Genomic DNA, 26395 nt, shown 5'->3' with positions numbered 1-26395 from the left:
GTAATCCAACATGGAACTCAGACAGTTAGAATATTTCCGCGAGATTGCATCCACCGGCAGCATCAACGAAGCTGCAAGACACTTAAATATGTCCCAGCCGCCGCTCAGCTATCAGATCCGCCAGCTGGAAAATGAATTAAATGTAAAACTTTTCGACCGCACCAGCAAGGGTGTTACCCTGACTGAAGCCGGCAAGCTTCTCTACGACCGCTCCGGTAACCTGCTGGAATACGCCCGATCTACCGAACTGGAAGTCTCAAAAACCGGTAAAAAACGTATCTTACGTATCGGCCTGACTCCGACAACGGTAGATACCATCATGCCTTATATTTCCCAATTTTCGAAAAAAAATCCCGATGTGAACTTTGAAGTCCACGACGGGATTACTTATTCGCTTTATCAGTATCTTCTGGACGGGATCATCGATATCTCCGTTGCCAGAACACCACTGCGTCTTGACGAGGTGTCTTATATGGAATTGTGTTCTGAGCCGATGATCGCGGTATCTGCGCCAGAAAATACTGCCTCTTCCTTAAAACTCGCTGATCTTCTACATAGACCATTAATCTTATACCGAAGATACGAAGAACTCATCATGAATACCTTTCATGCCCAGAATATGAATCCGGACATCTTCTGTGTCTGCGACGATCCGAGAGGTGCAATGCTCTGGGCAAAGGAAAATCTTGCAACTGCCATCTTTCCACAGTCCATGGCAAGCTTGTGTGATGGCCTTTGTATACAAGAATTGGATGAGCCGGATCTTGTAACCAAGATTCTTCTGATCTGGGCGAAAGGAAAGAAACCAGTGCCGCTGGTGCAGGAATTTCTGGATGTGTGTGGTGAGCATTAGCACATTAGAGCTTACGGCTCACCCACCATATTCCAACCACAATATATGCCGCCATCACTCCTAATATGGCAGATGCTGCAACCGGTTGATTCCTGTTTTCCAAAGCAAATACTAATAGCAGAAATAGAATTTCGTCACACCGATACCAGATGCATCCGGATACTTCCCTTTCTCCAAATAATCTTTCTATATAATCTCTATTCTATTTTATTTTTCTTACTCCACCTTCGCTTTCTTCGGCAAAAACAGACTCAAAAGCAGCGATACCACGAACACGCCTGCCACTGCATTTCCATTAAACACATCTCCTACTGCACTTGGAAAGGCTGCGAAGAAGTTCCCTGATGTCTGTGTCAGACCAACTCCGATACTGAATGACAGTGATACGATGATCATCGTTCTGTCATCGAATTTACATTCTTTCAGCATCTTGATTCCTTCATACATGATTGATCCAAACATCATAACCGTACATCCGCCAAGCACCGCCTGTGGAAGTGAATTGAAGAATGCTCCAAGCGGCGGGAATAACGATGCAAGAATTAAGATCAATGCTCCCATCAAAATCGTAAAACGGTTGATTACCTGTGTCATCGTCACAAGTCCGATATTCTGACTGAATGATGTCAGCGGCAGACATCCGAAGCATCCGGAGATTGCACTGGAAAATCCATCAACTGCCAGTGAACCGCGCAGTTCTTTCATCTTAAGATCACGTCCAAGTGCTCCCGTACAGACTGCCGTCGTTGCACCTGTCGTCTCTGCTGCCGATACCAGGAATACGATTGCGATCGTAAAAAATGCTCCCAGGTTGAATACCGGCTTATGACTGGTCAGGAACACAAGCTTCGGGATACTGAACACACCAACCTCCTGAATCGTCTTATGGATACCTGAAAAGTCAACCATCGGTGCGATTCCCGCTACAGTAAATATAATTGCAAGTACATAACCAAATACCAGTCCGACCAGCACATTCAGATTCTTATAGACACCTTTCAACACTTCTCTGGATACCAGACATACGATCAATGTAAATGCACCTACTACCAGATGATACCAGGAACCGAAGTCTTTCACTCCGCTTCCGCCGCCCCAGGAATCCATACCTACCGGCAGAAGTGATAATCCAATCGCGATAACTACACATGCCGATACAACCGGGGTCAGATATTTTCTCCAATACTTGGCACTTAGTCCGACAAAACCTTCAAAAATACCACCCAGAATAACCGCGCCTACCATACCTTCATATCCAAGATCCGGATTCGTCGCAATGACCAGCAGACTTCCAAGGAACGTAAAGCTGACTCCCATAATAATCGGTAACCCGGAACCAATGATACCAACCGGATATAACTGCAAACAGGTCCCGATTCCGGCTACGAACATCGCACACTGCAATAACTGTGTGATCTCCGCAGAACTTAAATGTGCTCCGTTGCTTCTAAGTACCGCCGCACTGCACACGATCAGCACTGGTGCCAGATTCGACACGAACATCGCCAGTACATGCTGTAATCCAAACGGGATGGCTTTTCTAAGTGGAACCCTGCCGTTCAGCTTATAGATATTCTCTTCACTGACCGTCGTTATCTGTTCTTCTTTGTTGCTTTCCATGATATTTCCTCATTCTCTCTATAAAATTTCATTTATTATAAGTTTAACTTATATTTCATAAGAAATCAACACGAGAATTAATAAATGCATTTATTACTTTAATACAATCCGAAAATATTCTACTGTCGTTGAAAGAAGAAATATTCCACACACTGCCATTTGCAGATATTCTTTCTTAATTACACTTTCAATAAAATCTTTTAAAAATGTAAAATCAATCACAATACAAATAAGAATGCTCCCCACATCCATGATACTGTTTATTGCTTTTATCGAAAACACCTGGAACATCCATATCAGACTGGCTGCTCCCAGACAGCAGATAAGCGAAAAATAAAATTCTCTTTTTTCACGAATTTTCCAATGCTGCCGTAAAAGAACCACACATGTAGTACATCCTATGATGCAAGCATAAAATACAATCGAAGAAAACACTTTTGTTGACTGTGTAACCATCACTCCCAGCACTGCTACTACAAAGCAAATTCCGCCGATCAACCATTTCATCTTCTTCATTTTATGATATTCCGCTATCTCTGCTGTTGATTTCATAATCTCGGTCACACATTCTTGATTTATTTTATCTTCTCTTTTTTCTGTGTTGATTTCCGATCTCATAAGTTCCACCACTCCTATCTCGAGTGCATCTGACAGAGGTTCCAGTGTATTAATATCAGGGAAGCCCAGTCCAGTTTCCCTTAGTTAAAGATATTGTTGGGTATCTCAAGATGTGTCATTCGATTTTGCCGATAAAGCGGTAGAAGATTTCTACCTCCTGTTCCCGGCTTCCGTCCTCACCTTTGACCGCTTCATGGACAACGATTTTTTCAATCAGCGTATTCAAAAGTTCGGCGGTCAGTTCTGTTGGATTGACGCACTCTTTCATCAAGGCAATCCATTTTTCTGCGTCTGCGGCGTTCTGGCTTTCAGTGGCGATAGCGGATTGAAGCTGTTCAATCTTTGTGTCCAGTTCAGCCTGTTCGCTCTGGTACTTCCCGGACAGCATAGAGAAGTTGTATTCCGTGATACGCCCCGCCGCCCAGTCCTCATACATCCGGGCAAACAGGGTATCGACTTCGGCTTTCCGCTTCTCCGCTTTGTTCAACTCTGCGGCTTGCTTCTTTCCTGCGGCGGCCTGTCCCTTGTCATTGGCATTTAACAGCCGCTTCAAAAGCCGTTCTTCATCATGCTGTACCAGCCCCGACCAGTATTGCAGACGGGAGAGGACATAGGCGTAAAGCACATCATAGCGGATATAATGCATGGAGCATTGGCGTGTGCCCTGTCCGTACTTGCTACAATGATAATGGCCGTAAGGCTTGCTGTTCTGCCTGTTCTCCCCATAGGACAGCGACCAGCCGCAATCCGCACATTTTACCAGCCCGGAAAAAATCTGCGTCGTACCATCCTTGCACTTTCTGCGGCGGTTTGCTATCTGCTCCTGTACCTGCCGGAAAACCTGTTCGCTGATAATCGGCTCCTGCGTATTCTCCACCCGTACCCATTCACTTTGGGGTTTGCGTATCCTTCGCTTGTTCTTAAAGGAAATGTTTGTTTCCCGGTAGTGGATGGTATGGCCGATATAGGTTTCATCTTTCATAATGCTCTTGACCTGCGCTATCGTCCATGCGTAGCTTTTTTCCTCTGGCGCACCCGCATAGATGTTTGCGAAAGTCCCGTCACGCTGGAAGTTGATAAATCCCGGCGTAGGAACCTTTTCCGCAATCAATATTCTTGTGATACTGGCCGCCCCTCTGCCATGAATGGCAAGGTCAAAAATCTTCTCCACTATCCAGCGGGTTTCCTCGTCGATTATCAGCTTGTTTTTGATTTCCGGGTGTTTCCTGTACCCGATGGGAGCATAGGCGCCGATACGCTGTCCTGTGGCAAACTTTGCTTTGAAAGCGGCCTTTACCTTGCGGCTTGTATCTTTCGCAAACCATTCATTGAACAGGTTTTTGAACGGGACAAAATCGGAAAGCCCTTTCTCTGTGTCCTCATTCTCCGCAACGGCGATGTAGCGCACCCGTTTTTCCGGGAACAGAAATTCCAGATAGTAGTCCATCATCACATGTTCCCGCCCGAAACGGGAAAGGTCTTTCGTGACAATGCAGTTTACTTTTCCAGCTTCCACATCGTCCATCATGCGCTGAAAATCCGGGCGTTCAAAGTTCGTCCCCGACCAGCCATCGTCCACATACTCACCGACTACATGAAGCCCCTGTTCCTTTGCGTACTGTTGCAGGATTGTCCGCTGTGTTTCAATGCTTACGCTGTCACCATAGTTTTCATCGTCCCGGCTCAATCTCATATAAAGCGCCGTGTTGTAAATCGTAGTATTGTAAGGTTGTTTCACCGTTAAAAATCCTCCTTCTAAAGAAACAACCCACGCTTACAATACTTTTGCTCTATGGCAATTATATCATAAGCGTGGGCGTGTTATCAATGATGGGCTATCAGGTTGAAGCGGCTTTTTCTGCGGTATGCCGCACCACATCTACAATCAGATCACCGAGGGGCTTCCCGCCTGCGGCGAAGTGTTCGGAGATTTTTATACGGTTGTTCCCACATACAAAATACTGCGTGCCGTTCTCTGTTTGTATGACCTGCCCTGTCCGGGGCGTAAAAATATCGCTTTCGCTTTTTGCCATCCAGTGTCCTCCATATTCAGTTTTCAAGGTACAATGCCGCACAAAGGCGGCGAAAATTTCTGCTTATATCTATCACCTTTCCTTTACCGTGTGCCGCTGCTGACGTTTCAGTTCCGCCAGTATATCCGGCGGGATACGGTCAACCAGCCGCTGTAAATTGTCCAGTTCGCTTTTCAGCTTTGCCCGTTCCATCGTATCTTTCATCTTTCCTTTTTCGCTGGCCTTTGCCCTTGCTTCCAACTTCTCATTCTCCGCCAACAGGTCATTGATTGTGACCTTGTACTTTTTCAACTGCCCGGAGAAGTTCTCCATCTGCGGGAACCACTTTTTTAGCATGGAGAGGGCTTCCTCTTTTTTCTTTCCGGCGTTCAGCGGGTTAATGCCGTCAAGGGCGGCTTCAATGGCTCTGGCCTGTTTGGAGAGGGAAACCGCCTGTTTGAAAAGCCGGGTGGGGATATGCTTCCGGCCTGTCTTGCTGGCACTCTCCCCACGCTCCAAGTCGGGATATTTCACCACCATATAGGCGTGAAAATCGTCCTGCCACTTCGTCAGGTTTGCCCGGTTGCCGATAATCTCTTTAGCGCACAGGCGGTTGTCCTTTGTCAGCGGAACAAAGGTCAAATGCAGGTGGGGCGTTTTCTCGTCCATGTGTACCACCGCCGACACGATATTTTCACGCCCTACCCGCCCGATGAGAAAGTCCGCCGCCCGCTGGAAAAACGCCTGTATCTCCTTTGGGGATTTCCCCTTGAAAAACTCCGGGCTGGCGGTTATCAGCGTGTCCACAAACCGGGTGCTGTCCTTGCGGGTGCGGCAACCCGCCTGTTCAATACGGTTTTGAATGAAATGGTAGTATCTGCCCTCCGGTTTGACGATATGGAAGTTGTATTTACTCCGGCTGGTGTCAATGTCGGGATTGCTGGCATACTTCTCCTTTTGCCGTTCGTGATGGGCTTCCAGCGGCCTTGCCGGGTTGCCCTTGTGTTTCTCGAAACGCAAAATTGCGTGTTGTGCCATGAAACTCCTTTCCCCATTCCTTTCCCATCCGGGGTTTTCCACAGGGAAAATCCCGCCGGAAATAGCTCGGATAGGATTGGAATGGATAGAATCTAAATCAATCTTTTAATCTTTGTATTTCTATATACCGTCCGGTTTCCGTACTTCTCACGGGTGATTTCCGTACTTCATGGGTACGGTTTTCAGCCCTCCGGCGTACCATAACCGGATTTCTTGAAGTCGGTGTTTGAAACCGCTTCATAGGATTTTGGGTAAATGCGGTTGGGCTTTCCACAGCCCTGCTTCTGGATCTCCACCAGTCCGGCATATTGCAGTTCCCGCAGGGTGTTCACCGCTTTCTGCCGCCCACAGTGAAGCAGGTCAACCACCTCGCAGATGGGGTAATACAGGAAAATCCGTCCGCAGTCATCCGCCCACCCATTCTTGCGGGATAACTCTGTCCGGCGCAGGATAAAGGCGTACAGAACCTTTGCCTCGTTGGACAGGGGCTTGAATGTGGGGGCTTCAAAGAGGAAATTCGGGAGCCGGGTGAAGCTGAACGCCTTTTCCGGCTGATGGATATAGATTGTATTTGTCATAGTGCGTTTTGTGGACGGTTAGAAGCCTGTTTTCCGGGGTAGGCGATACTTTATACCACCTGCCCCGGTTTGGGGCTTGCGAAGCCTGATAAATCAAGGCTTTTTCCGCTCCTAACTGTCCACAGCAGACCTCCTTTTCCGTTCACTTTCTGTTTTCTGCCGCCTGTGAACTCTGGCGGCGCAGCCGGGGCAGTATTTTGCCCGGTTGGATTTGGGGACGAACATACCGCCACAGACCACACAGCGTTTCAAGTCCTTATCCCGGAAAATCTCCGCTTCCAGCGTTCCGTCCAGCGGCAAGACCGCCCAGCGGAACCACTTACAGCAGACCGAGAAAGAAACCGTCTGCGGGCAGGTGCAGGTGTCCCCATCGTCAAGGACAATGCAGTTGCCGCCTTCGCAGTTACAGCACGCCCGGCGTATCAGGGGGCTTGCCCGTTTCCGCTGCGCTGGTGTCATGCGGTAAAGGGAACCGTCCGGCTTGCGTTCCAGCGGCGGCAAGTCTTTATAGGGGTTATCTCTCATGCGTTCCCTCCAGTTTGCTTTCCGTTGCCGTTCTCCCCGAAAAGGCTTCCTGCCCCATTCCTGCGGCGTGTTCCGGCATTGGCACGCTCCCCATAACTTCGGGACAACTTGTCCCGAAGTGACCTCTGGACAAAGTGTCCAGAAGTTGGCTCCTTGCGGTGCTTCCCCAGCCAGGGTATTCCTTTTCGGACGGTCATTTGGTTTTCAAGGTGCTGTCCATCGATGAACTAATCTAAGTCTACACCTAAATGACCGCCCGTCCCGTATATCCGAAAGGTGGGAAATTGGCTTCAAAAACAGGCTATTTCCACGCTCTCGGAATTGTGGTAGAATGGAAGAAACAGAACGGTAAATCGGTATTTGCAGGAGGAGTTGTTATGTTTAGAAAAGTAAGAAAGATTAAGAACGAAATAGCGATTGAAGAAGCAAAAGATTTGTTGAGAAATAATAAGAGAGCGGCTTTCTCCGTAAACGGAGATGGCGGATATCCTTATACAATCCCAATAAATTTTTACTATGATGAAAATGAAAATAAAATTTATTTTCATAGCGCAAAAAAAGGACATAAGATTGATTCCATTATAAATAACGACAAAGTTTGCTTCACGACATGGAATGATGGATATGTAGATGATGGAGATTGGGCTTATCATGTTTCAAGCTGTGTGGTATTTGGCAGAGCAAGGCTAGTTGAAGACTGTAAGACTACGGAAGAAAAAGTGAGAAAATTTGCACTTAAATATTATCCGTCAGCGGAGGAGGTTGAAGAAGAAATCAGAAAGGGAATTAAAGGCGTACAGTTGATAGAAATAGAAATAGAACATATTTCCGGAAAAAAAGTACACGAAAAATAACAATAAGAATTGTATTTAGAGCGACAACTTCCCATTTATCGGGCAGACAAGGAGGGAGAGGGAAGCATGGAATTATCCATACCAGAACGGTTAAAAGACCTGCGTGTAGAGCGTGGCTTGACGCTGGAACAGCTTGCGGAACAGACCCACCTTTCTAAGTCTGCGCTGGGAAGTTATGAGGGGGACAATTTCAAGGACATCAGCCACTATGCCCTTATCCAGCTGGCGAAGTTTTATGAAGTGTCCGTTGATTATCTTCTGTGCCGCTCTCACACAAAAAATCACCCAAACGCCGATCTTGCCGACCTGCGTTTGAGTGATGAAATGATTGAATTATTGAAAAGTGGGCTGGTGGATAATTCCCTCTTGTGTGAACTGGCGGCACACCCGGATTTCCCTCGGTTGATGGCTGACCTTGAAATCTATGTAAACGGTATCGCTGGCAAACAGGTGCAGGGGGCAAACGCCATTGTGGACGCTGTGAGCGCAACCATTATGAAGCAGCACAATCCCGGTCTGACCGACCCGCAGTTAAGGCAGCTGATCGCCGCCCACATTGACGATGACAGCTTTTGCCGCTATGTGTTACAGCAGGATATAAACAAGATAGCCCTTGACCTGCGGGAAGCCCACAAGGACGATTTTTTCAGCGTCCCGGAGGACAATCCTCTGGAAGATTTTTTGCAGACCGCAGAGGAAACCACCAGAGAGGACAGCGACCCGGAGCAGGCGGCTATGGCATTTATCTGTAAGCGGCTCAAGCTGAACTATGGGAAACTGTCAGAGGAAGAAAAGAAGTGGTTGAAAAAGATTGCACAGAAATCGGATTTGCTGAAAAATCCAAAGCCGCAGCGGGGACGCAAGTAAGAGAATAATAAATCAGATTATATGGAGGTATTGGTTATGAAAAAGTGGTTACTGATAATTTCAGCGACTGTTATTTGCGTTGCTGCCGCTTTTTTATATTTCTTTAGTTTAACTCCCAAAAGAGATACCATTACCAGCAGAGAAAGCATATTGAACACCGCAATTTCAAAAGGGAATGAATGGACTATCGCAAAAGAACTGGAACTTGGCGGTTATATCGTGAGTGGAGCATACAGTACAGATAATAAATCTACACTTGCTATCTTTGAACCAACAGGAAATGGAGACTACAAATTTAGTACATCAACAAACCGAAATAGTGATGAGATTATTGTCGGTGGCGTTGCAATAAACGGAGAATGGTATGATTTAATTTGGTTTAATGGTGCTAAAACAGAGTATGCTGAAATCACTTATACAATAAATGGACAAGTGCAAGATACATTGAGATACAACACAGATGATATGGATATTATCTCAATTAAAAACCCAGAAAAAGAGTATTCCATTCATGTGGCTTACTATGACAATGATGGAAATAAATACGAATAAATTGTTTTTCATCGAGAAAATAGCAAAGCCAGCCGAGCCAGTCAACGGTCAAGATGAACGGCGCATTTCATGCGCCGCCGTTGACAGTCCCGCCCGTCTTTGCTAAAGGGTAATCAAGGCGGGAAAGCCCTAAAATGGCTTCACACCTATTTCAATAATTGGAGGAGATAAAAATGAGATCAGAAAAGGAAGTTTATGATATTGTTTTGAATTTTGCAAAAACAGACAAACGCATTCGCATGGTTACTTTGGAAGGATCTAGAACAAATACAAATATTCCGCCTGATGATTTTCAGGATTTTGATATTACTTTTTTTGTTACGGATATGGACAGCTTCACAAGTGATGATAAATGGCTAGATATATTTGGTGAAAGGTTGATTCTGCAAAAGCCGGAAGATATGGAATTATTTCCAGCTGTAGAAAAGGGATTTTCATATTTAATGCTGTTTACTGATGATGTTAAGATAGATTTAACTTTGCTGCCGCTGGAACTGATAGACGAGTATTTTACATGGGATAAACTGGTAAAGTTACTGTTGGATAAAGACAACCGTATCGTAAAGCCGCCAATACCAACGGATATAGACTACCACTTGCAGAAGCCTACTCAAAGAATGTTTGACGATTGCTGTAATGAATTTTGGAATACTACAACATATGTAGTAAAGGGCTTATGCCGCAAAGAAATTCTTTTTGCTATTGACCATATGAATGATATAGTACGAAAAGAATTGCTTCGCATGATTTCCTGGCTGATTGGTATCAAACAGGGATTTCATTTCAGTTTGGGAAAAAACTATAAATTTATGAAGCAATATGTCCCAGAGGAATTGTGGGAACGACTTATGTCCACTTATAATATGGATTCCTATCCCCATATGTGGGAATCCTTTGAACAATGTATGGCATTGTTCCGGGAGGTTTCGTCAGAAGTGGCATGCCAGTTGGATTACCAGTATCCACTATATGATGAAAAAATCAGTAATTATGTGATTCGGCAAAAGAAAAAATATGGCATTGAAGATGATAACAAATAAAATTTTTTCAATCGAAAAAATTTATTTTGATTATTCAATTTTGAAAAACTGAATACCTCAAAATCAGAAAGAGCGCGGCCAAGCACTTTGAGGGATTGGCCGCCTTGTCCACCCATCCAGCGGGGCGGCGGGCGGCGGTCAAGGCCGGGTGTAACCCCGTTCATTTCAGCCTTGACGGTTGCCCGCTGTCCTGCTACTTTTCCGGGAGTGTGGCCACAACTTCGGGACACTTTGTCCACAAGTCGGAGCGTAGGACGAGGGACGGGGGCTTTCATATACGCCCTGTCTGCTGATGAAACCAGACCTGCGCTTGCGGCTCCACGCCACGCAAGCACAGCCCTGTTTTCTTGCCGCTTCAAATCTTGCCGCTTCAAATGCCCTTGCCCTCCCCGGCGGCAACGGCATTTTCACGACAACGCCGACAGAGCGTATAACACACTACACTTTGCTTCGCAAAGTCGTGTGCCAAATGGGGGCGTTGCCCCCTTTGGAAACCCCCACAAGAAAAGGCGATATGCTACCCCTCCACGGGGCGCATACCGCCTTTTCTTGTTATCCAGCCCTCCGGCTGTATTGGTTGAGCAAAAGTCAGCGTGGGATTGGTGTGGTATCTTTATCTAAGTGAACCCCCTCTTTCCCACCTGCTGACCGCCTTATCCGTTACATTTATCTTTCCTGCTAATTCCGCCTGTGTCATACCCAGCTGCTTTCTCCGCTCCATGATAAATTTTCCAAATACTTTTGCATCCATGTAATTCACTTCCTTTTTCCACTCTTTGAAGCCGAATGAACTTCTTTGTTTAATTACATCATATACATTTTTTGTTAAATACGTCAATCGACGAATCCTTTACTTTTTGAATTTTAAGGTAAAAAGCTCTGAATCGTAAAAGAAGACTATTGCAGACGCAACAGCCTTCCTGATCATATACTTATTTTTCTTTTTTTATTTCTTCTATAATTCGTTGAATTGTAGTTACTTCTTCTTCCAATTCATCCGCAATTTGTTCTATAGACTTTCCTTTTTTCAACTTCTTTCTAATCTGATTTTTCAGAAGACTCCGTTCTCCAAGTTCAATTCCAGCTTCTACTCCAGCCTCCACACCAGCTTCATACTCCGTTTTCCGTAATTTTTTCTCTTCAAATTCTTTATCATACTCATAGATGCTCACTTTGATCACCTCTGCCTTATTCTTCACCAAAAATTCTGCCAGAATTCCTTCCTCTATGCATTCATCTACCGCTCGCGTAACTGCCTCTTCCAGAGGAATATTCTGCGTCACATATTTTCTTACCCTCGCAACATATTTGGCATATTCCTTTAATGTTCTGCAGTGTTCCATCAGTTCTAGGTTATGACCATCATTTACATTCAACATAGTCACCTTTAATTCCAGATCCGGATCATCCATCGGATTCTCATAAGCTGAAGATAATCGGAATTCATTATAATCGTCTACCTTTTTCGTTCCATTATAAAATACAATAAATCTTGGTGTCGGTATCTTTTGTATTACCGTGGAATATAAAGATTTCCGAACTACTAATCTTTGATATTCATCCGCAATATAGAATAAATTTCTAAGCGGAATATTCGGGTTATACGTCGACTGGTGCTCATACAAATATAAATTCATATCCATAATAAACGCCAGATCATTTTTCATTCCCATATAAATTGCATTTTCTAATGTGACAATCTGCAAATCTTCTGCATTATACAATGATAGCAGATTTTCTTTATCATGATACAACATTCGAAAAATCGTATCTTTGTATGGCCGTTTTGCCTTTAACTGACGGTTGCTTACCTGATACTTTTTGTTACGTCTCTTCTGACTTTTTCTTCTCGCCATATTTAATTCCTCCTATGTGCAGGAGGATATCTTACTTACACGTTCAGTCCTCTCCTGCTTTTTACAATTGATTGGTATAAAAAACATAGATTCCTGAAATGCAATTAGAATGTAGATAGTATATGATTCAATATACCTTAGATTTCTTTTGAAGTATGCTTTTATATAGATTAACATATAAATAAATATTATTCAATATATTTTCAAACAAATTTTGTTGCTGTTTATTACATGAAGCGGTCATTCCGTGGGTATCGCATGCTGTAATGATTCAACAGCGGAACCATAACTGCTGTGATACCGGAAGTGTACAAAAAAAGCCGGAAAGTCAAGGCTTCCGCCACAACTTTTCGGCCATACACAGGTTACAATTCCGCTATTGAATTCAGTATCATTGGCCAGTCTTTCTCATGGACCGGGGTAAGCCACAATACTGTATTAAACAGCAAAAAAATTCAACTTCGTCTCATCAAACTCTATCTTCTGCCCTTTCCTTCTAAAATACTCCTCCACAACCTGATACATCTCCTCATACCGTCCCTCGCATGCACAGTTTCCTAACGGTTCAATCCAGCAGGACTGTTTTCCACAGGCATCTCTCAAGTGAACCTTAAAATTCAGCCCTTTCTCCTCCAGCAATCCGTTCACTTCAATCATCTCATTAAATGTAATATAATTCATATCCGCTATCTCCTCCAGTTCTTTCCACTATAGTATCCGGCTGCATTGAATATCGTTGCGAATACATTGATCATCTTGTTCGACGTATACACTGCATGATACCGGTTATATTTTCCCCAGTCTGCATTCGCCAGTGTCCATGTTCCGGATACTGCGACCAGATAAATAACCGCACACAGGAATCCGACGATAAGTTCACCGGTTGCCATCAAATGGTCATACTTCTGATTCAGCATCTGCGCTATCACTACTGCCATGATCAGGCTGGCAAACATACTGATCCAGAGTTTGTTCAGGATATAGCGGTTCAGCTTTGAGCCCATCCACAATATGATTGCAAGAATAAATACCCCGCCATACAGATAGATTACATACTGCTTCAATACCGCTGTATCACGACACACAATATATCCTCTTCCCATCAATGTTCCGATTGTAAAAAGTCCGACAGGCTGTACAACCGCCCCCAAAAGTAACAACGCCAGATGCACTTTCATATTCGCCGAACATGCTCCTATGATCAACAGACCAACCACAGCTGCAAGTGAAATCATTCCAACATAAAGATGTGTTCCGATATAATCCTTCGGGAGCAGCCATATAGATATCACACTTAAGATCGTTCCTGCAATAAAAAAGCATGCAATCTCATTGTTCATCTCATCCCTGCTTAATTTTTTCTGTACAATATCCTCTTTCAAAAGGATTGCCAGACGTACCTGCCACTCTTCTTTTTCTTCCTCAATCTCAAGCTGATCGATCGATGTAATATCAAGCTTACTTTTCAGTGCTTTCTGGCAGGTCAGTTTCGTTTCCTTTAATGTACGTTCTTCTTTTTCGATCTCGTCCAGTCTGCGGGATAAAGCTTCCTGCAAGGTCAGTCTGTCTTCATAGATTTCTTTGATCTCCTGTACCGGAATACCGATCAGACGCAACTTTTTGATTTCCTGAAGTTGTTCTACATCTGCTTCTGAATACTCCCGGTAATTATTTTCCTGATTACGTGCCGGATGGATCAGTCCTTCTTCTTCATAAAATCTTATATTCGCCTTGGAAATGCCAACCTGTTTTTCTACATCTTTAATCTTCATAAAGTGACACCTTCTTTCCATTCTTCCAGTCTGCCTCTGTAATGATCTCTTTGCGGTGTTTTATCGTCTTGTATTTTACTTTACCAAATAAACCTTTCTGCTCTTTACAATAAATGATATGAACTGCCATATGAAACTTCTGGTTCTCGTCTTCCAACTCATGACTGTATTCCAGATGAGTCGCACTGTAACGAAGCAGAAGCACTTCACCGGCTCCCACCGGTACATTCCCACCATCCACAGACATAACCTGAAATGTAATGGTTCCCGGTATTTCGATTTCTTTTAATTCAACCTGTTCTTTTATTACTGTCTGAAGTTCAGAAATGATTTTGTTTCTTTCTTCACTTTTTTCCATACTGTCACCTTCCCTCATTCCGGATATCTACATCCTTCTCCCTCTTTGTTAAGATGATTATATTCCTTCAAGCCGCTTGAAGGTCAAGAGATTCACCATATTTTTCTTCCATTTTTTGCCTTTACTCGTATTCCCTCTCGATTTTTTTCTCTGCCAGCCGCTCTGTCTCTTCTATTGCTTCTTTATAGCCGGTCAGTGCCGCAAATGGTGCAAACTGAGCCGCTCGGTCTGCTATCGGCATCGGCGGATGTGTCTCCGATACATGATGCGGAAGGTTCAGAATATCTCCATACTTTTGCTGCACTTCGATCACCGATTTCTGTAATTTCCCCGAAACCTGTGTAACATTTTCTTTCAAAACATTATCATTTCTCACGCTTTATGTCCTCCGATCTGCCGGTTCCGTTCCATCGCAGTTCCATCCTCCTGCAGATTCATTCCTTTTAAGATTGCATTCTTTCCATATTTTTTCTTAATATCTAGCATCGCTTTCTGCATCTTCTTTTCCCGTTCCAGCTTCTCATTCTTCTCTTCTTTTTCCTTCTTTGCAGTGCCAAAATCTGTAAAAAGATTCATCTGTTCATACTGCTGTTCTTCCCGAACCTTTTTTTCACTGATCACATGATTCGCCGCCATCGTAATCCTGCGGATCAGAAGATTCTGATTCACAATTTCATTATACAGCTTTACAACCGCCTGTGTCATCAGCCTCGATGAAGAAGTATGCTGCTTCAGATTAGCGGTTCCGTGTGCATGTTTCGGCAGCTTCCTGCCATACCAGTCCGTCGTGATCTCTCCTACATTTTTCTTCATTCCTTGTTCCAGATTCTTGATGTCATATCCGATCGTCAGAACGATCTGATCTGTCACAAGACATTTATCTACCAGATCCAGCGCCAGCTGGTCAATCATTTCCTTTACCACGATCTTTGTCTGTTCGAAATCATATGGACAGTGCAGTACCTGTCCCGCACCCATACTGTTATTCTCAGGCTTATACGCCTTCACATCTGTGATCGTGCAAGGCTCCCATCCCCATGCATGATCGATCAGAAGTTCTGCATTGATGCCAAACAACCGGTACAGCAGATCTTCATTATAATAATCTCCTGTTTTCCCAAGCGAGCATCTTGCCACATCTCCCATGGTGAATAATCCGACTTCCGCAAGCTTCTTCGCATACCCCGGGCCCACACGCCAGAAATCCGTGATCGGCTGATGTGCCCATAAAAGCTTCCTGTAAGAAATTTCTGTAAGTTCTGCAATCCTCACCCCATTCTGGTCCGGCTCGATATGCTTCGCAACAATATCCATGGCAACTTTACACAGGTACAGATTCGTTCCGATTCCGGCCGTTGCCGCAATCGACGTCTCCTGCTGGATCTCCCGAATAATCTTTCCAGCCAGCTCTCTTGCCGTCATCCGGTAAGTATTCTGATAATCAGTCACATCCATGAATACCTCATCGATGGAATAGACATGGATATCCTCCGGTGCAACGTATTTCAGATAAATGTTGTAGATCTCCGTACTGCATTTCATATATAATGCCATTCTCGGAACCGCCGTAATATAATCCAGTTCCAATTCCGGATGTAGTTTTATTTCTTCATTATCTACGGAAGCTCCTGCAAACTTCTTTCCGGGTGCCATGCAGATCCGTCTTTTATTCACTTCTTTCACCTTCTGCACAACCTCGAAAAGTCTGGCACGGCCCGGTATCCCGTAGGATTTCAAGGAAGGAGACACTGCCAGACAGATAGTCTTTTCCGTACGGCTTTTGTCCGCTACTACCAGATTGGTCGTCATCGGATCCAGTTCTCTTTCTTTGCATTCTACCGATGCGTAAAATGATTTCAGGTCGATTGCGATATAGCTTCTCTGTCCTTTGTCTGCCATGCCTGTTCTCCTCCTTCCTTTACTCACAAATTCATTCACAAAGTTGTCTTTTCTTATTTCGAATGTATGTTCTCATTATACCAACATTCTGATTTTTCCACAATACCGAAGCAGTTACAAAATATGGCTGGCATATATTCTTTGATGATATATGCCAGCCATATTTCAAAATCCGTTTACCATTATTTTATTTATAATCCATCACCAGAAACATCGGTTTAATCGCTACCACTTCGTCATACTCTTCTTTCTCGACGACTACGCTGGAATTCAACGCTTTCAGATCTTTTTTCAAAACCTGCAATGCTTCCGGAATATTTCTCGCACGCCCTTCTTTCATAATTTCCTGCATTCTCTTTAGCACAATCGGATGTGCATAGTGAGCCGGTACCGGAAAATCTGGATACACTCTGATATACTCTTCCATCTGACTGATCGATTCCGTCAGCCGCTTCTCAATATAATTCTTATTATTCTTCGAAGTCGGAAGTACATTCGCTCCGGCAAATAAGAAGATTGCAGCCAGACCAAACAAAAGGAAATACATTCCAAATCCTGCATGGGTCGTCAATGCATAGATACCATAGACGAATGCCGCACCGCCCATCAGTACGATTGCAAGAGCTACCCATTTATACGCCGGGTTACTTCTGTCATAAGTACGCTTTTTCTTCGCCGACTGACTCAAGTCCATATAGATATCCGATTGCTTTTTCAGATACTGTTCTGCCTGTTCCAGCTTCACGAGACATCTTTTTGTTTCTTCCGATACATTTCTTTCTCTTTGCTTTTCTGCCAGCCATCTTTCCTTCTCTGCCAGCTTTCTCTCAGCCTCAAGACTGTGTACCGGAATATCCGGATATTCTTCTATGTACGCAAGAAATCTGTCCACATCTTCTTCATGTTTGAAATTACATTGCTTTTCTTTTCCGTCCTCGTATACGACCACAAGATAGGATAATGTACCGAATACTCCTTTTCCTGTAAATCCACCCTTACTCATGGCGATTCTTTTGAAGATCCTTTTTACAGAACTGATCGGTATGTAATACCTTCTGTCAATATAAAAACTACTAAGATACACTGCCTTTTTTCCAATGCCACAAGGTCCGATCTTCTTACATTCTTTTTTGTCTTTTACCAATTCTTCATCCGGAATCGATACATTACCCAGTCTTTGTGGTTTCATCTTTTCATCATCTCATTTCTGTCAATTCATTCTGCCTTTTTATGTATTAAAATTACACTGTCTTACAACTATGCTTTCATTGGTTTCTTTGTCGCACGGATAAAGATTCCAAGGAATGCTGCTGCCAGGATAATTCCTACCGGATAAGCAACCTTCGTAGAAAGTCCCAGACACTCTTCTGCACAGAAGAAATAGGTCATGGAAACTGCACTCATGAATGTTGCCGGTACCGCTGTGATCCAGTAATTCTTCTTCTCGCGGAACAGATACATACTTGCTGTCCACAGAACGATCATTGCAAGTGTCTGGTTTGTCCAGCTGAAGTATCTCCATACGATTGCATAATCCAGATGTCCGACAAATGCTCCGACTGCCAGAAGCGGAACACATAACATCAGACGTTTCTGCATCTTATTCTGATCAACTTTGAACCAGTCTGCCAGTACCAGACGGGCACTACGGAATGCAGTATCTCCGGAAGTGATCGGGCATACGATAACTCCGATCATTAGATCTGTGTGCATTTTCCACAATGCTATCATCTCGGGAACTGCATGCTTAAAGTCCAATACAGAAAACTCAAATGAAAAATGCCGGCACCCCAAGATACCGGCATTTTCCACTCATAGGAATCAATCATTTAGTTTTAGTTTCTTCTTATTACAATAGCGATTCAATTAACATACAGTTCTGATATCTGTGTATTCATAGCAGTCAAAACTGTCTGCTACGTTCTTGCATGTTAATTTTCCATCGTATGTATTTACAGCTGAATAGATAACTTCGTTATCTTTGCATGCCTGCTCAAGTCCTTTTCCTGCAATCTGCAGTCCATAAGACAGTGTAGCATTTGTCAGTGCAATTGTAGATGTTCTTGGAACTGCTCCAGGCATATTTCCTACACAGTAGTGAACAACACCATCTTCAATGAAGATCGGATCATCGTGGTATGTAACTTTTGTTGTCTCACCACATCCGCCCTGATCAACAGCTACGTCTACAAATACAGCACCTGGTTTCATCTCTTTGAGATATTTTTTCTTGAAGATCTTAGGAGCTGATTTTCCTGGAATCAGAACACATCCGATTACGAGGTCTGCTTCTTTTACAGCTTTTTCGATATTTGCATCATTAGAAACAAGTGTCTGGATACGTGCTCCGAAGATATCATCCAGATAAGCAAGTCTCTGAAGATTGATGTCCATGATTGTTACATTAGCGCCCATTCCTACAGCGATCTTACAAGCGTTTGTTCCTACAGATCCGCCTCCAAGGATTACGATGTTAGCCTTTGGTGTTCCAGGAACTCCTGCTAAAAGAACTCCCTCTCCTCCAAATCTCTTCTCAAGATATTTTGCACCTTCCTGAATACTCAGACGTCCTGCGATCTGGCTCATTGGAGCAAGCAGAGGAATACTTCCGTTTCTTTCGATCAGTGTCTCATAAGCAACACCTTTTACCTTTGCTCCGAGAAGAGCATCTGTCTGCGGCTTGTCTGCTGCAAGGTGAAGATATGTATAAAGGATCAGTCCTTCATGGAATAATGGATATTCTTCCGGAAGCGGCTCTTTTACTTTGATCATCATCTCTACAGTATCCCATACTTCTTTTGCTGTATCAATCACCTTAGCCCCAGCTGCCACATATTCGGCATCTAAGAATCCTGATCCTTCTCCGGCACCTTTTTCAATATAAACATCGTGTCCTGCGTTCACATAGCTCTTAACATTGTCAGGTGTCATACCTACACGGAACTCGTTGTTTTTAATTTCTTTTACACATCCTACTTTCATTTTGAAAAACCTCCTAAAAAATTTTAATCCGTTTGTTTTTTGAAGTGAAGATTATTTTTCTTCTTGTTATTTTGTTGAAGAATATTCTTCATTTCTGTTTGAACTCATACTAACACACTCAAGTTGTTAATGCAATAAAAGTTATTTTTTTCACTAGTAAGTTATTTTTTTGTCTTTCTAATTCTTTTTCTCTTGTTTTGCAAAGTAATCTTTTACCAGTTTTGCCACTGTTCCTGACAACAGGAATAATGCGATCAAGTTAGGGATAGACATCAGACCATTACAGGTATCTGCAATTCCCCAGATGATACCAAGATCCACTGTTGCACCAAGGATTGCGACCAACGCATACACGATCATAAATGGTTTCACAACCTTTGTTGTAAATACAAACTCGACACATCTTGCTCCGTAAAGTCCCCATCCAAGAATCGTTGAGAATGCGAAACAGCACATTGCAATTGCAGTAAAGATCGTCACCCAGCTTCCATACGTTGTTACGAATCCTGAGATGGTAAGCTCCGCACCTGCTGCCACGCCGTACTGGATTCCTTCGCCGCCACAAAGGATAACCAGTGCTGTCAGTGTACAGATCACGATTGTATCTGCAAATACTTCAAAGATACCAAACATACCCTGTTTTACAGGCTCATCTGTATCTGCACATGCATGTGCGATCGATCCGGTACCGATTCCGGCTTCATTTGAGAAGATACCTCTGGAAACACCACGTCTCATAGTCATAAACATGCTTCCAACCACACCGCCGGTAAATGCGGACGGGTTAAATGCTCCTACAAAAATCATCTCAAATACATGTGGAACTTTGTCTGCATTCAGTGCAACTACTCCGATTGCAAGGATGATATAGAATACTGCCATGAATGGAACCAGCTTCTCTGTTACGGTACCGATACGTTTTACTCCGCCAAGTAAAACAACCGCTACCAGTGCTGCAATCACAATTCCGATCACCAGATTCACCATACTTATCTGTGCGTCATCAATCACATTGTAGCTTATAAGTGCTGAATCGATGGATGTCGTAATGGTATTTACCTGTGTTGCATTTCCTGTTCCGAGTACTGTCAAACTTCCAAGGATCGCATAGACCGAAGCCATCCAGTACCATTTCTTGCCAAGACCGTTCTTAATATAATACATCGGGCCCCCAACATAATCTCCCTCTGCATTCTTCTCTCTGTAATGAACCGCAAGTGTAACTTCTGAGAACTTCGTACACATTCCAAGCAATGCGGACACCCACATCCAGAACACTGCTCCTGCTCCTCCGATTGCAATCGCACCGGCAACTCCGGCAATATTTCCCGTTCCTACCGTTGCCGCAAGCGCCGTACACACTGCCTGGAATGGAGTGATACTACCTTCTTTCGCTTCTGACTTTGTGAAGATACGTCCGATAGAATTCTTAATGGCATACCCAAATTTTCGGAACTGTATAAATCCTGTACGAGCTGAAAGTACAAGCCCTACACCGATGATACAGACCATTGCCGGAACCCCCCAGACGAAATTGTTAACGGCCGCATTCACGTTTTCAATTGTTTGTAACATTTCTTTTCCTCTCTTTCGTCGTTCGTTGGTTTGATAATAACATACCATTATTTTTTTGTACACAATTATTTTTGCACTTTATCCATATGTGTTATTATTTTCACACATATTTTTGTGCAATATGCACATTTTTTTCTCCTTTTTTTACGATTTTCATTCAAAAAGATTGGAGTATACTTCATTTGTGTGATATATAAATAACGAGAAAAAATCATCATTATCTATAAGTTCTATCTTCTTTTCCCCATATCCACACGTTTTTTTCTTTTTTCATGCTCTCCGTCTTGCAACTTTCCCAGATTCATGTTTTAATCTAATTATCAATATCACTTTCGGAGGAACTATATTATGAAAGATATGAAGGAATTACTCCATTCTGCACATCTTACCAAAACGCAGAGGATCATTGCGGAATATGTTCTGGATAATGCTTCGGAAGCCTGTTTTATGACATCTACGGAGATTGCTTTAAAGCTCGGGGTGAGTGAGTCTTCCGTAATCCGTTTCAGCCGTACGATCGGATTTGACGGCTTTATGGATTTTCAGAAGGCACTGCGGAAAGATTATCAGGACAAAGTACTCAGCATTTCCAGCAGTATCACAATCCCATCCCAGCGGATTGCAAAGCAGGCAAAATTAGACAACTCTTCTGATTACATCAACCGGCATTTTAAGAATGCTGCTCATAACCTTGAAGAGATATTTATCCAAAACTCCATTGAGACCTTTGAGAAGGCTGCGGATCTTATTGTTTCCAGTAAGCACAAATACATTGCTGCAACGAGAGGAAATATCTGTCTTGCAGATTTCTTCCTCCTGTATTTAAAACAGATGGTTCCGCATGTAACCATGACAACCACAACTTCCATGAGCCCGATTGATCATATGTGCAATATCTCGCAGACCGACTGTCTGGTATTATTTAGTTTTCCAAGATATTCTTCTCAGGACGAAGTGACCGCCGAGATGGCACGCGATGCCGGAGCTTCAATAATTGTGATCACTGATAAACCGAGTTCCCTGCTTGCACAATATGCCGACATTCTTCTTACAGTCCCGGTAGACAGTAATACATTCTTCAACTCTATGATCGGTCCGCAGTTCGTAACAGAGTCTTTGCTGGAAATCATCAGCCATAAGGCCAAGGGAATTGAAAAAAGACTTAATACGATTGACAAATATCTGAATAAACTCGGAAATTATTAACAAAGAAAACCTGCCGCAGATTTTCTCCAAGTCTCATCAATGATTATGACTTGTCGGAAATCTGTGACAGGTTTTCTCTCTCTTCTATCTGCGCTGTCAGGATTTTTACCAGTCTGCGCTGTTTTGCATATAATTTGATCATGTTAAATACCCGTTGATATACGATCCGCATATCAAACGGACGCCTAATATAATCCACGGCACCGGCTTCGTAAGCTCTCCAGATATATTCTTCCGAATCCTCTCCTGATATTACAATTACCGGAATGTCATCTATCCACTGTTCCTGATTCATATATTCCAGTACTGCAAATCCATCCATCTTCGGCATCACAATATCCAGAAGTATCAATGCTATATCATTTCCATATTTCTCCAGCTTCTCTACACATTCGTTCCCGTTTTCCGCTTCTATGATCTGGTACTTATCCTGCAGAATTTCTGTCAGAAGTTCTCGGTTGATCTTAGAATCATCTACAATAAGAATCCGTGGCTTTAGAATATCCGTATGCTCATCATGATCCTCCTCCGCTATTTTCTGATCCATTCCCTCTACCATTGCAGTATTTTTATACATTTTAGCAAGGTACATCCGTTTATCCGCTCTCTGGACAGCCTCTTCCACTGTCTCTTCTGTCGCTGACACACCTCCGATGCTGACTGATAACTTAATCCGCTCATATCCTGGAACACTCGTTTCAGCAATTTTTTTCTTAATCTTATTCAGCTTCCGCGCAAAGTTCTCACTGTCGATCTCCGGCAGTAAAAGCAGAAATTCATCCCCTCCGTATCTGATCAGTTTATCTGTCTTTCTGATATATTGCCGTATTACTTCTACCACTGTAATCAGTGCCATATCTCCTGCGTGATGACCACGCATATCATTATATAACTTAAAATCATCTACATCAAGAATCGCAACCCCTGCTTTTCCCTTTACATGCTTAATCTCATCTTCATAGTATCTCCGATTATAAGCCCCTGTCAGCGCATCTCTGTAAAGCTTGTCATTATAAACAGAAAGCTTCTGGACCATCTTCCCATATCCAACCGCATCAATCAATGTGTCTTCATCCAGCTTCTTCAACATCTCCATTACGTACGGTTTTCCATCAATCTCCACATATCTTGAAAACACCTGAAAAATATCCGAATCCAGAAATTCCAGCTTCGCTGCCTGTTTTTTTTCTCTCAGCGATTTCATAGATATGCAATTCTCACACGGCTTTGCCTTATTCCAGAATGAATAGCACTGACACATCTCCATTACATCTGCATCCGCACTGTGCTCCGCTCTCTTCTCCAGCATCTCACCATCAACCAGGCGTACAATTGAGAACACTTCTCTTAGGCACTCCATCTTCTGTTCTGCCTGCTCCATTGTCATACAGTCCTTCTTATCCGTCATCGCACACCTCATTCTTTCTGTCCTTTCCTGCTACTCTTTTCTCCAAACATACTGTCTATATTTTAACATATAATCTATGATTTTTGAAGATGAGATCCATATGTACTCATTCTTCTTTTCTTCCGCCAGAAATAGTACGGGATCAGACAAAGTAACGTTGCCCCCCATGCCAGCGGATAACTGATCAGCAGAATCTCCACCTTATGATGAATCTTCGTAAGAATTATGATCCACGGAAGCCTTACAAAGAACAGACCTCCGAATGTAAATATGGTCGGCCAGAGGACATCTCCCAGACCACGCAGTCCTCCAGACAGATTCTCAAGCAGCACACTCAACAGATAACTCGGAATCAGGAAACGTAACATATATACTCCTATCCCGATGACCTTTGGATCTGTCGTGAACATATGGTATAACGGTTCGCAGAATGCAAACAGGACTATAATAATAGCTCCTGTAAATATATAAGAGATCACTACATTCACCCGGATACTTTTATATACCCTGTCCATCTTTCCTGCCCCGTAGTTCTGTCCGGCGAATGTGGTCACTGCCGCACCAAGCGCGCTCGATACTGTCCAGAAGATCATATCAAGCTTTCCGTAAGCTGCCCATCCTGCAGCGGTATCTGTACCAAAACTGTTGACGGATGCCTGAATCACTACATTTGTCACACCGTAAGCACATGCCTGAAGTGCCCCCGGAACACCGATTTTCAATTCTTTTCTCAATACTCTGGCATCCATCCGGAGTTCCCGGAACTTTAATTTCATAGCATCATATGCCCTGGTCAGCGACCAGGTAACCAGAACTGCACTGACACATTGTGAAATAACCGTCGCGAGTGCTGCCCCCGCAATCCCCATCTTCATTCCTACCACCATGACAATGTCCAGTATGATATTCATCACACAGCAGATCAACAGATAGAGAAGTGGTCTTCTGGAATCTCCGACCGCCCTCATGATTGCCGATCCCATATTGTAGACCAGCGTAAACAGAATTCCCATAAAGTAAATTCTGAGATAAGTTATAGAATCCGCCATCATATCCTGTGGTGTATTCATGATTTTAAGCAGCCATGGTGTCAATACTGTACCGGTCAGTGATACGATCAGACTGATCACGACAGAGAACAGATATGCCGTATGTACCCCCACATGCAGGCTCCTCCTGTCCTTTGCACCATAATATTGTGCGATAATAACTGCTGCCCCGTTCGCCAGCCCATTAAAGAATGTAACAACAATTGTTGATAAGACGGCTGCCGGTCCTCCGACACTGGCAAGTGCCGCTTTTCCCACAAAGCGTCCTACAATGATCGTATCCACAGTTGTATATAACTGCTGGATCAACGTCCCAAGCATGATCGGGAAGAAGAAGATCAACAGTTGTTTCCAGATAACTCCTTCTGTGATCGCATTTTTCTCAATTGTTTTTTTCCCCATTTTTTTGTCCCTCTCCTACTTTTTCCACATTTTTTGTTTTTTCCCTATGTAATTTCCCCTTTATTCAATTTCAAATGAGTGATATTCCCACTTTCATCACTCCGGCCAGGACCATCACCCATATTGGATTCATTTTCACTTTCCGAAGTAATATCATACAAACTACAAAAATCACTACCAGACTCCATTTCGTCCCTGCAAGTGCGATCAGATCCCTGTTTCCCCAGAATGCCGTGATCAGGATTGTGATCCCTGCTGATGCGATCATCGCCACAACGGCAGGTCTTAAAGATCCCAGTACACCTTGCAATACCTCCATACTGCGATATTTTAAATATAGTTTTGCAATAACAGTTACGATAATACAAGAGGGCAGAATGCATCCAAATGTTGCTGCCAGGGCACCCGGTATCCCCGCAATCTTGATTCCGACAAAGGTTGCCGAATTCACCGCGATCGGTCCCGGTGTCATCTGGGAGATTGTAATAAGATCCGTAAATTCCGACATACTAAGCCAATGATGTCCCGTCACAACCTGTCCCTGTATCAGGGGCATCGCCGCATAACCGCCGCCAAAACTGAACATTCCAACCTGTAAAAAGCTTAAGAAAAGCTGCAGATATATCATTTGCCTGCTCCTTTCCTGCTCATACATGTGCGTAAGACACCCAGCAATCCACATATGATCACAATATACACAACATTTACTTCAAATACACAGGATGCCGCAAATGCACCTGCCATGATCAGCAGCGAGATTCCGTCCTTTTCTTTCACTATGCCCACGCCCATCTCATAGGTTACTGACGCGATCACCGCTCCGACTCCCGCCTGCATGCCTTCCAACATCTGACTTACCAGTTCATTAGTGCGAAACGCATTATAACAGACAGAAAGTAACGCTATAATGACAAATGGCGGAATGACTGTTCCAATGATCGATACCAGTACACCAACAATTCCTGCAAGCTTATATCCTACAACAATTGCTCCATTTATCGCGATTGCCCCGGGTGAAGACTGTGCAATCGCAACCAGATCCAGCATTTCCTTTTCTTCGATCCAGTGAAGCTCATCTACAAATTTCTTCTTCATCAGGCTCACGATCACATAGCCGCCGCCGAATGTAAATGCACTTAAATATAATGTTGAAATGAATATCTTCCATAAGACTTTTTTTCTGCTGTTCATATTCGATTTTCCTTTTCTCCTGTGGTTTCAATTCTAATGTAACACATGTCATATTTATATTATACACTCTTTAAGATAATAAAAAATTTTTAAATATCCACAAACAGCAATTTTGATCTTCTTTTTCATATGATATAGTT

General features: G+C 43.4%; 29 protein-coding genes. 6 read left to right on the top strand and 23 right to left on the bottom strand.

The features are described from left to right. Positions 1-10 precede the first annotated feature (10 nt). Positions 11-853, top strand: a complete 843-nt coding sequence (locus tag OCV72_RS05015; protein ID WP_055282328.1) for a LysR family transcriptional regulator — start codon at positions 11-13, stop codon at positions 851-853. Between the two features lie 216 nt (positions 854-1069). Here OCV72_RS05015 and OCV72_RS05010 read toward each other — a convergent pair whose 3' ends face one another. The 7 genes from OCV72_RS05010 to OCV72_RS04980 all read right to left on the bottom strand — a co-directional run bounded on the left by OCV72_RS05010 (position 1070) and on the right by OCV72_RS04980 (position 7244). After that, positions 1070-2473, bottom strand: a complete 1404-nt coding sequence (locus OCV72_RS05010; RefSeq protein ID WP_055282325.1) for a uracil-xanthine permease family protein — start codon at positions 2471-2473, stop codon at positions 1070-1072. Positions 2474-2566: 93 nt separating this feature from the next. Then, the gene (locus tag OCV72_RS05005) at positions 2567-3091 is read right to left on the bottom strand and encodes a hypothetical protein (RefSeq protein ID WP_055282324.1); all 525 of its coding nucleotides are present in this window, start codon (positions 3089-3091) and stop codon (positions 2567-2569) included. Between the two features lie 115 nt (positions 3092-3206). Continuing rightward, positions 3207-4784: a recombinase family protein gene (locus tag OCV72_RS05000; protein WP_081021010.1), complete on the bottom strand. Its 1578-nt coding sequence runs from the start codon at positions 4782-4784 to the stop codon at positions 3207-3209. A gap of 145 nt (positions 4785-4929) precedes the next feature. Next, on the bottom strand, positions 4930-5124 hold the full coding sequence (locus tag OCV72_RS04995) for a hypothetical protein (protein WP_015536347.1): 195 nt from the start codon (positions 5122-5124) through the stop codon (positions 4930-4932). A gap of 72 nt (positions 5125-5196) precedes the next feature. After that, positions 5197-6141: a MobV family relaxase gene (gene mobV, locus OCV72_RS04990; protein WP_055282320.1), complete on the bottom strand. Its 945-nt coding sequence runs from the start codon at positions 6139-6141 to the stop codon at positions 5197-5199. A 182-nt stretch (positions 6142-6323) separates the two neighbouring features. Further along, complete coding sequence (locus OCV72_RS04985; protein WP_055282318.1) at positions 6324-6719, bottom strand: replication initiator protein A; 396 nt, start codon at positions 6717-6719, stop codon at positions 6324-6326. Between the two features lie 111 nt (positions 6720-6830). Beyond that, positions 6831-7244 carry a cysteine-rich VLP domain-containing protein gene (locus OCV72_RS04980; RefSeq protein ID WP_055282316.1) on the bottom strand — a complete coding sequence of 138 codons (414 nt, stop codon included), beginning with the start codon at positions 7242-7244 and terminating at the stop codon, positions 6831-6833. A gap of 284 nt (positions 7245-7528) precedes the next feature. On the opposite strand from OCV72_RS04980, the gene OCV72_RS04975 reads away from it, so the two are divergent. From OCV72_RS04975 to OCV72_RS04960, 4 genes are all read left to right on the top strand, one after another. Beyond that, positions 7529-8098: a pyridoxamine 5'-phosphate oxidase family protein gene (locus tag OCV72_RS04975; protein ID WP_242859214.1), complete on the top strand. Its 570-nt coding sequence runs from the start codon at positions 7529-7531 to the stop codon at positions 8096-8098. A 66-nt stretch (positions 8099-8164) separates the two neighbouring features. Then, positions 8165-8965, top strand: a complete 801-nt coding sequence (locus tag OCV72_RS04970) for a helix-turn-helix domain-containing protein (RefSeq protein WP_055282314.1) — start codon at positions 8165-8167, stop codon at positions 8963-8965. A gap of 36 nt (positions 8966-9001) precedes the next feature. After that, positions 9002-9517 (top strand): hypothetical protein, encoded by a 516-nt coding sequence (locus OCV72_RS04965; protein WP_021434973.1) that lies wholly within the window; start codon positions 9002-9004, stop codon positions 9515-9517. A 173-nt stretch (positions 9518-9690) separates the two neighbouring features. Then, positions 9691-10557, top strand: coding sequence for an aminoglycoside 6-adenylyltransferase AadE (locus tag OCV72_RS04960; protein WP_001255868.1), 867 nt, complete (start codon positions 9691-9693; stop codon positions 10555-10557). On the opposite strand, the gene OCV72_RS04955 is transcribed toward OCV72_RS04960, so the two are convergent. The 12 genes from OCV72_RS04955 to OCV72_RS04900 all read right to left on the bottom strand — a co-directional run bounded on the left by OCV72_RS04955 (position 10506) and on the right by OCV72_RS04900 (position 20999). Then, the gene (locus tag OCV72_RS04955; RefSeq protein WP_032548332.1) at positions 10506-10931 is read right to left on the bottom strand and encodes a hypothetical protein; all 426 of its coding nucleotides are present in this window, start codon (positions 10929-10931) and stop codon (positions 10506-10508) included. The genes OCV72_RS04960 and OCV72_RS04955 overlap by 52 nt on opposite strands. 239 nt (positions 10932-11170) lie before the next feature. Next, complete coding sequence (locus OCV72_RS04950) at positions 11171-11308, bottom strand: helix-turn-helix domain-containing protein (protein WP_055282312.1); 138 nt, start codon at positions 11306-11308, stop codon at positions 11171-11173. A gap of 181 nt (positions 11309-11489) precedes the next feature. Next, positions 11490-12413 (bottom strand): RpnC/YadD family protein, encoded by a 924-nt coding sequence (locus OCV72_RS04945; RefSeq protein WP_055282309.1) that lies wholly within the window; start codon positions 12411-12413, stop codon positions 11490-11492. A 438-nt stretch (positions 12414-12851) separates the two neighbouring features. Then, positions 12852-13094 (bottom strand): RDAC family protein, encoded by a 243-nt coding sequence (locus tag OCV72_RS04940; protein ID WP_028086101.1) that lies wholly within the window; start codon positions 13092-13094, stop codon positions 12852-12854. 5 nt (positions 13095-13099) lie between these two features. Next, positions 13100-14185, bottom strand: coding sequence for a MerR family transcriptional regulator (locus OCV72_RS04935; RefSeq protein ID WP_055282307.1), 1086 nt, complete (start codon positions 14183-14185; stop codon positions 13100-13102). Continuing rightward, entirely contained in the window at positions 14175-14543 is a 369-nt protein-coding gene (locus OCV72_RS04930) for a hypothetical protein (protein WP_155515204.1), read from the bottom strand. The genes OCV72_RS04935 and OCV72_RS04930 overlap by 11 nt, the downstream gene beginning before the upstream one ends. A 121-nt stretch (positions 14544-14664) precedes the next feature. Beyond that, a complete protein-coding gene (locus OCV72_RS04925) occupies positions 14665-14919 on the bottom strand; it encodes a hypothetical protein (RefSeq protein WP_055282301.1) in 255 nt (84 codons plus the stop codon). Continuing rightward, a complete protein-coding gene (locus tag OCV72_RS04920; protein WP_055282299.1) occupies positions 14916-16442 on the bottom strand; it encodes a Y-family DNA polymerase in 1527 nt (508 codons plus the stop codon). The genes OCV72_RS04925 and OCV72_RS04920 overlap by 4 nt, the downstream gene beginning before the upstream one ends. A 187-nt stretch (positions 16443-16629) precedes the next feature. Then, positions 16630-17631 carry a hypothetical protein gene (locus tag OCV72_RS04915; protein ID WP_055282297.1) on the bottom strand — a complete coding sequence of 334 codons (1002 nt, stop codon included), beginning with the start codon at positions 17629-17631 and terminating at the stop codon, positions 16630-16632. 68 nt (positions 17632-17699) lie between these two features. After that, the gene (locus OCV72_RS04910) at positions 17700-18254 is read right to left on the bottom strand and encodes a carbon starvation CstA family protein (RefSeq protein WP_055282295.1); all 555 of its coding nucleotides are present in this window, start codon (positions 18252-18254) and stop codon (positions 17700-17702) included. Positions 18255-18308: 54 nt separating this feature from the next. After that, on the bottom strand, positions 18309-19424 hold the full coding sequence (gene ald, locus OCV72_RS04905) for an alanine dehydrogenase (protein ID WP_055282293.1): 1116 nt from the start codon (positions 19422-19424) through the stop codon (positions 18309-18311). 177 nt (positions 19425-19601) lie between these two features. Continuing rightward, positions 19602-20999 carry an alanine/glycine:cation symporter family protein gene (locus OCV72_RS04900; RefSeq protein WP_028086092.1) on the bottom strand — a complete coding sequence of 466 codons (1398 nt, stop codon included), beginning with the start codon at positions 20997-20999 and terminating at the stop codon, positions 19602-19604. 348 nt (positions 21000-21347) lie between these two features. On the opposite strand from OCV72_RS04900, the gene OCV72_RS04895 reads away from it, so the two are divergent. Further along, positions 21348-22205, top strand: coding sequence for a MurR/RpiR family transcriptional regulator (locus OCV72_RS04895; RefSeq protein ID WP_028086091.1), 858 nt, complete (start codon positions 21348-21350; stop codon positions 22203-22205). A gap of 43 nt (positions 22206-22248) precedes the next feature. Here OCV72_RS04895 and OCV72_RS04890 read toward each other — a convergent pair whose 3' ends face one another. The 4 genes from OCV72_RS04890 to OCV72_RS04875 all read right to left on the bottom strand — a co-directional run bounded on the left by OCV72_RS04890 (position 22249) and on the right by OCV72_RS04875 (position 26255). Further along, the gene (locus OCV72_RS04890; protein WP_055282291.1) at positions 22249-23613 is read right to left on the bottom strand and encodes a diguanylate cyclase; all 1365 of its coding nucleotides are present in this window, start codon (positions 23611-23613) and stop codon (positions 22249-22251) included. A gap of 74 nt (positions 23614-23687) precedes the next feature. After that, positions 23688-25064 carry an MATE family efflux transporter gene (locus OCV72_RS04885; protein ID WP_055282289.1) on the bottom strand — a complete coding sequence of 459 codons (1377 nt, stop codon included), beginning with the start codon at positions 25062-25064 and terminating at the stop codon, positions 23688-23690. A gap of 70 nt (positions 25065-25134) precedes the next feature. After that, complete coding sequence (locus OCV72_RS04880) at positions 25135-25692, bottom strand: chromate transporter (RefSeq protein ID WP_055282287.1); 558 nt, start codon at positions 25690-25692, stop codon at positions 25135-25137. Further along, the gene (locus OCV72_RS04875; protein WP_055282285.1) at positions 25689-26255 is read right to left on the bottom strand and encodes a chromate transporter; all 567 of its coding nucleotides are present in this window, start codon (positions 26253-26255) and stop codon (positions 25689-25691) included. The genes OCV72_RS04880 and OCV72_RS04875 overlap by 4 nt, the downstream gene beginning before the upstream one ends. Positions 26256-26395 lie beyond the last annotated feature (140 nt).

It is taken from the genome of Dorea amylophila, from assembly GCF_025567265.1.
Taxonomy (GTDB): domain Bacteria; phylum Bacillota; class Clostridia; order Lachnospirales; family Lachnospiraceae; genus Dorea_A; species Dorea_A amylophila.
Note: the sequence above shows the minus strand (reverse complement) of the source record. Positions and strands in the feature narration are given on the sequence as shown.

What these genes read in the sequence shown, in the direction of transcription:
- OCV72_RS04885 (WP_055282289.1), bottom strand. Translation starts at nt 25,064, where the DNA reads ATGGGGAAAAAAACAATTGAGAAAAATGCGATCACAGAAGGAGTTATC.
- OCV72_RS04940 (WP_028086101.1), bottom strand. Translation starts at nt 13,094, where the DNA reads ATGAATTATATTACATTTAATGAGATGATTGAAGTGAACGGATTGCTG.
- OCV72_RS05015 (WP_055282328.1), top strand. Translation starts at nt 11, where the DNA reads ATGGAACTCAGACAGTTAGAATATTTCCGCGAGATTGCATCCACCGGC.
- OCV72_RS04895 (WP_028086091.1), top strand. Translation starts at nt 21,348, where the DNA reads ATGAAAGATATGAAGGAATTACTCCATTCTGCACATCTTACCAAAACG.
- OCV72_RS04985 (WP_055282318.1), bottom strand. Translation starts at nt 6,719, where the DNA reads ATGACAAATACAATCTATATCCATCAGCCGGAAAAGGCGTTCAGCTTC.
- ald (WP_055282293.1), bottom strand. Translation starts at nt 19,424, where the DNA reads ATGAAAGTAGGATGTGTAAAAGAAATTAAAAACAACGAGTTCCGTGTA.
- OCV72_RS04900 (WP_028086092.1), bottom strand. Translation starts at nt 20,999, where the DNA reads ATGTTACAAACAATTGAAAACGTGAATGCGGCCGTTAACAATTTCGTC.
- OCV72_RS04920 (WP_055282299.1), bottom strand. Translation starts at nt 16,442, where the DNA reads ATGGCAGACAAAGGACAGAGAAGCTATATCGCAATCGACCTGAAATCA.
- OCV72_RS04960 (WP_001255868.1), top strand. Translation starts at nt 9,691, where the DNA reads ATGAGATCAGAAAAGGAAGTTTATGATATTGTTTTGAATTTTGCAAAA.
- OCV72_RS04950 (WP_055282312.1), bottom strand. Translation starts at nt 11,308, where the DNA reads ATGGATGCAAAAGTATTTGGAAAATTTATCATGGAGCGGAGAAAGCAG.
- OCV72_RS04880 (WP_055282287.1), bottom strand. Translation starts at nt 25,692, where the DNA reads ATGATATATCTGCAGCTTTTCTTAAGCTTTTTACAGGTTGGAATGTTC.
- OCV72_RS04930 (WP_155515204.1), bottom strand. Translation starts at nt 14,543, where the DNA reads ATGGAAAAAAGTGAAGAAAGAAACAAAATCATTTCTGAACTTCAGACA.
- OCV72_RS05000 (WP_081021010.1), bottom strand. Translation starts at nt 4,784, where the DNA reads ATGAGATTGAGCCGGGACGATGAAAACTATGGTGACAGCGTAAGCATT.
- OCV72_RS04980 (WP_055282316.1), bottom strand. Translation starts at nt 7,244, where the DNA reads ATGAGAGATAACCCCTATAAAGACTTGCCGCCGCTGGAACGCAAGCCG.
- mobV (WP_055282320.1), bottom strand. Translation starts at nt 6,141, where the DNA reads ATGGCACAACACGCAATTTTGCGTTTCGAGAAACACAAGGGCAACCCG.
- OCV72_RS05005 (WP_055282324.1), bottom strand. Translation starts at nt 3,091, where the DNA reads ATGAGATCGGAAATCAACACAGAAAAAAGAGAAGATAAAATAAATCAA.
- OCV72_RS05010 (WP_055282325.1), bottom strand. Translation starts at nt 2,473, where the DNA reads ATGGAAAGCAACAAAGAAGAACAGATAACGACGGTCAGTGAAGAGAAT.
- OCV72_RS04995 (WP_015536347.1), bottom strand. Translation starts at nt 5,124, where the DNA reads ATGGCAAAAAGCGAAAGCGATATTTTTACGCCCCGGACAGGGCAGGTC.
- OCV72_RS04965 (WP_021434973.1), top strand. Translation starts at nt 9,002, where the DNA reads ATGAAAAAGTGGTTACTGATAATTTCAGCGACTGTTATTTGCGTTGCT.
- OCV72_RS04915 (WP_055282297.1), bottom strand. Translation starts at nt 17,631, where the DNA reads ATGAAACCACAAAGACTGGGTAATGTATCGATTCCGGATGAAGAATTG.
- OCV72_RS04875 (WP_055282285.1), bottom strand. Translation starts at nt 26,255, where the DNA reads ATGAACAGCAGAAAAAAAGTCTTATGGAAGATATTCATTTCAACATTA.
- OCV72_RS04970 (WP_055282314.1), top strand. Translation starts at nt 8,165, where the DNA reads ATGGAATTATCCATACCAGAACGGTTAAAAGACCTGCGTGTAGAGCGT.
- OCV72_RS04945 (WP_055282309.1), bottom strand. Translation starts at nt 12,413, where the DNA reads ATGGCGAGAAGAAAAAGTCAGAAGAGACGTAACAAAAAGTATCAGGTA.
- OCV72_RS04890 (WP_055282291.1), bottom strand. Translation starts at nt 23,613, where the DNA reads ATGACGGATAAGAAGGACTGTATGACAATGGAGCAGGCAGAACAGAAG.
- OCV72_RS04935 (WP_055282307.1), bottom strand. Translation starts at nt 14,185, where the DNA reads ATGAAGATTAAAGATGTAGAAAAACAGGTTGGCATTTCCAAGGCGAAT.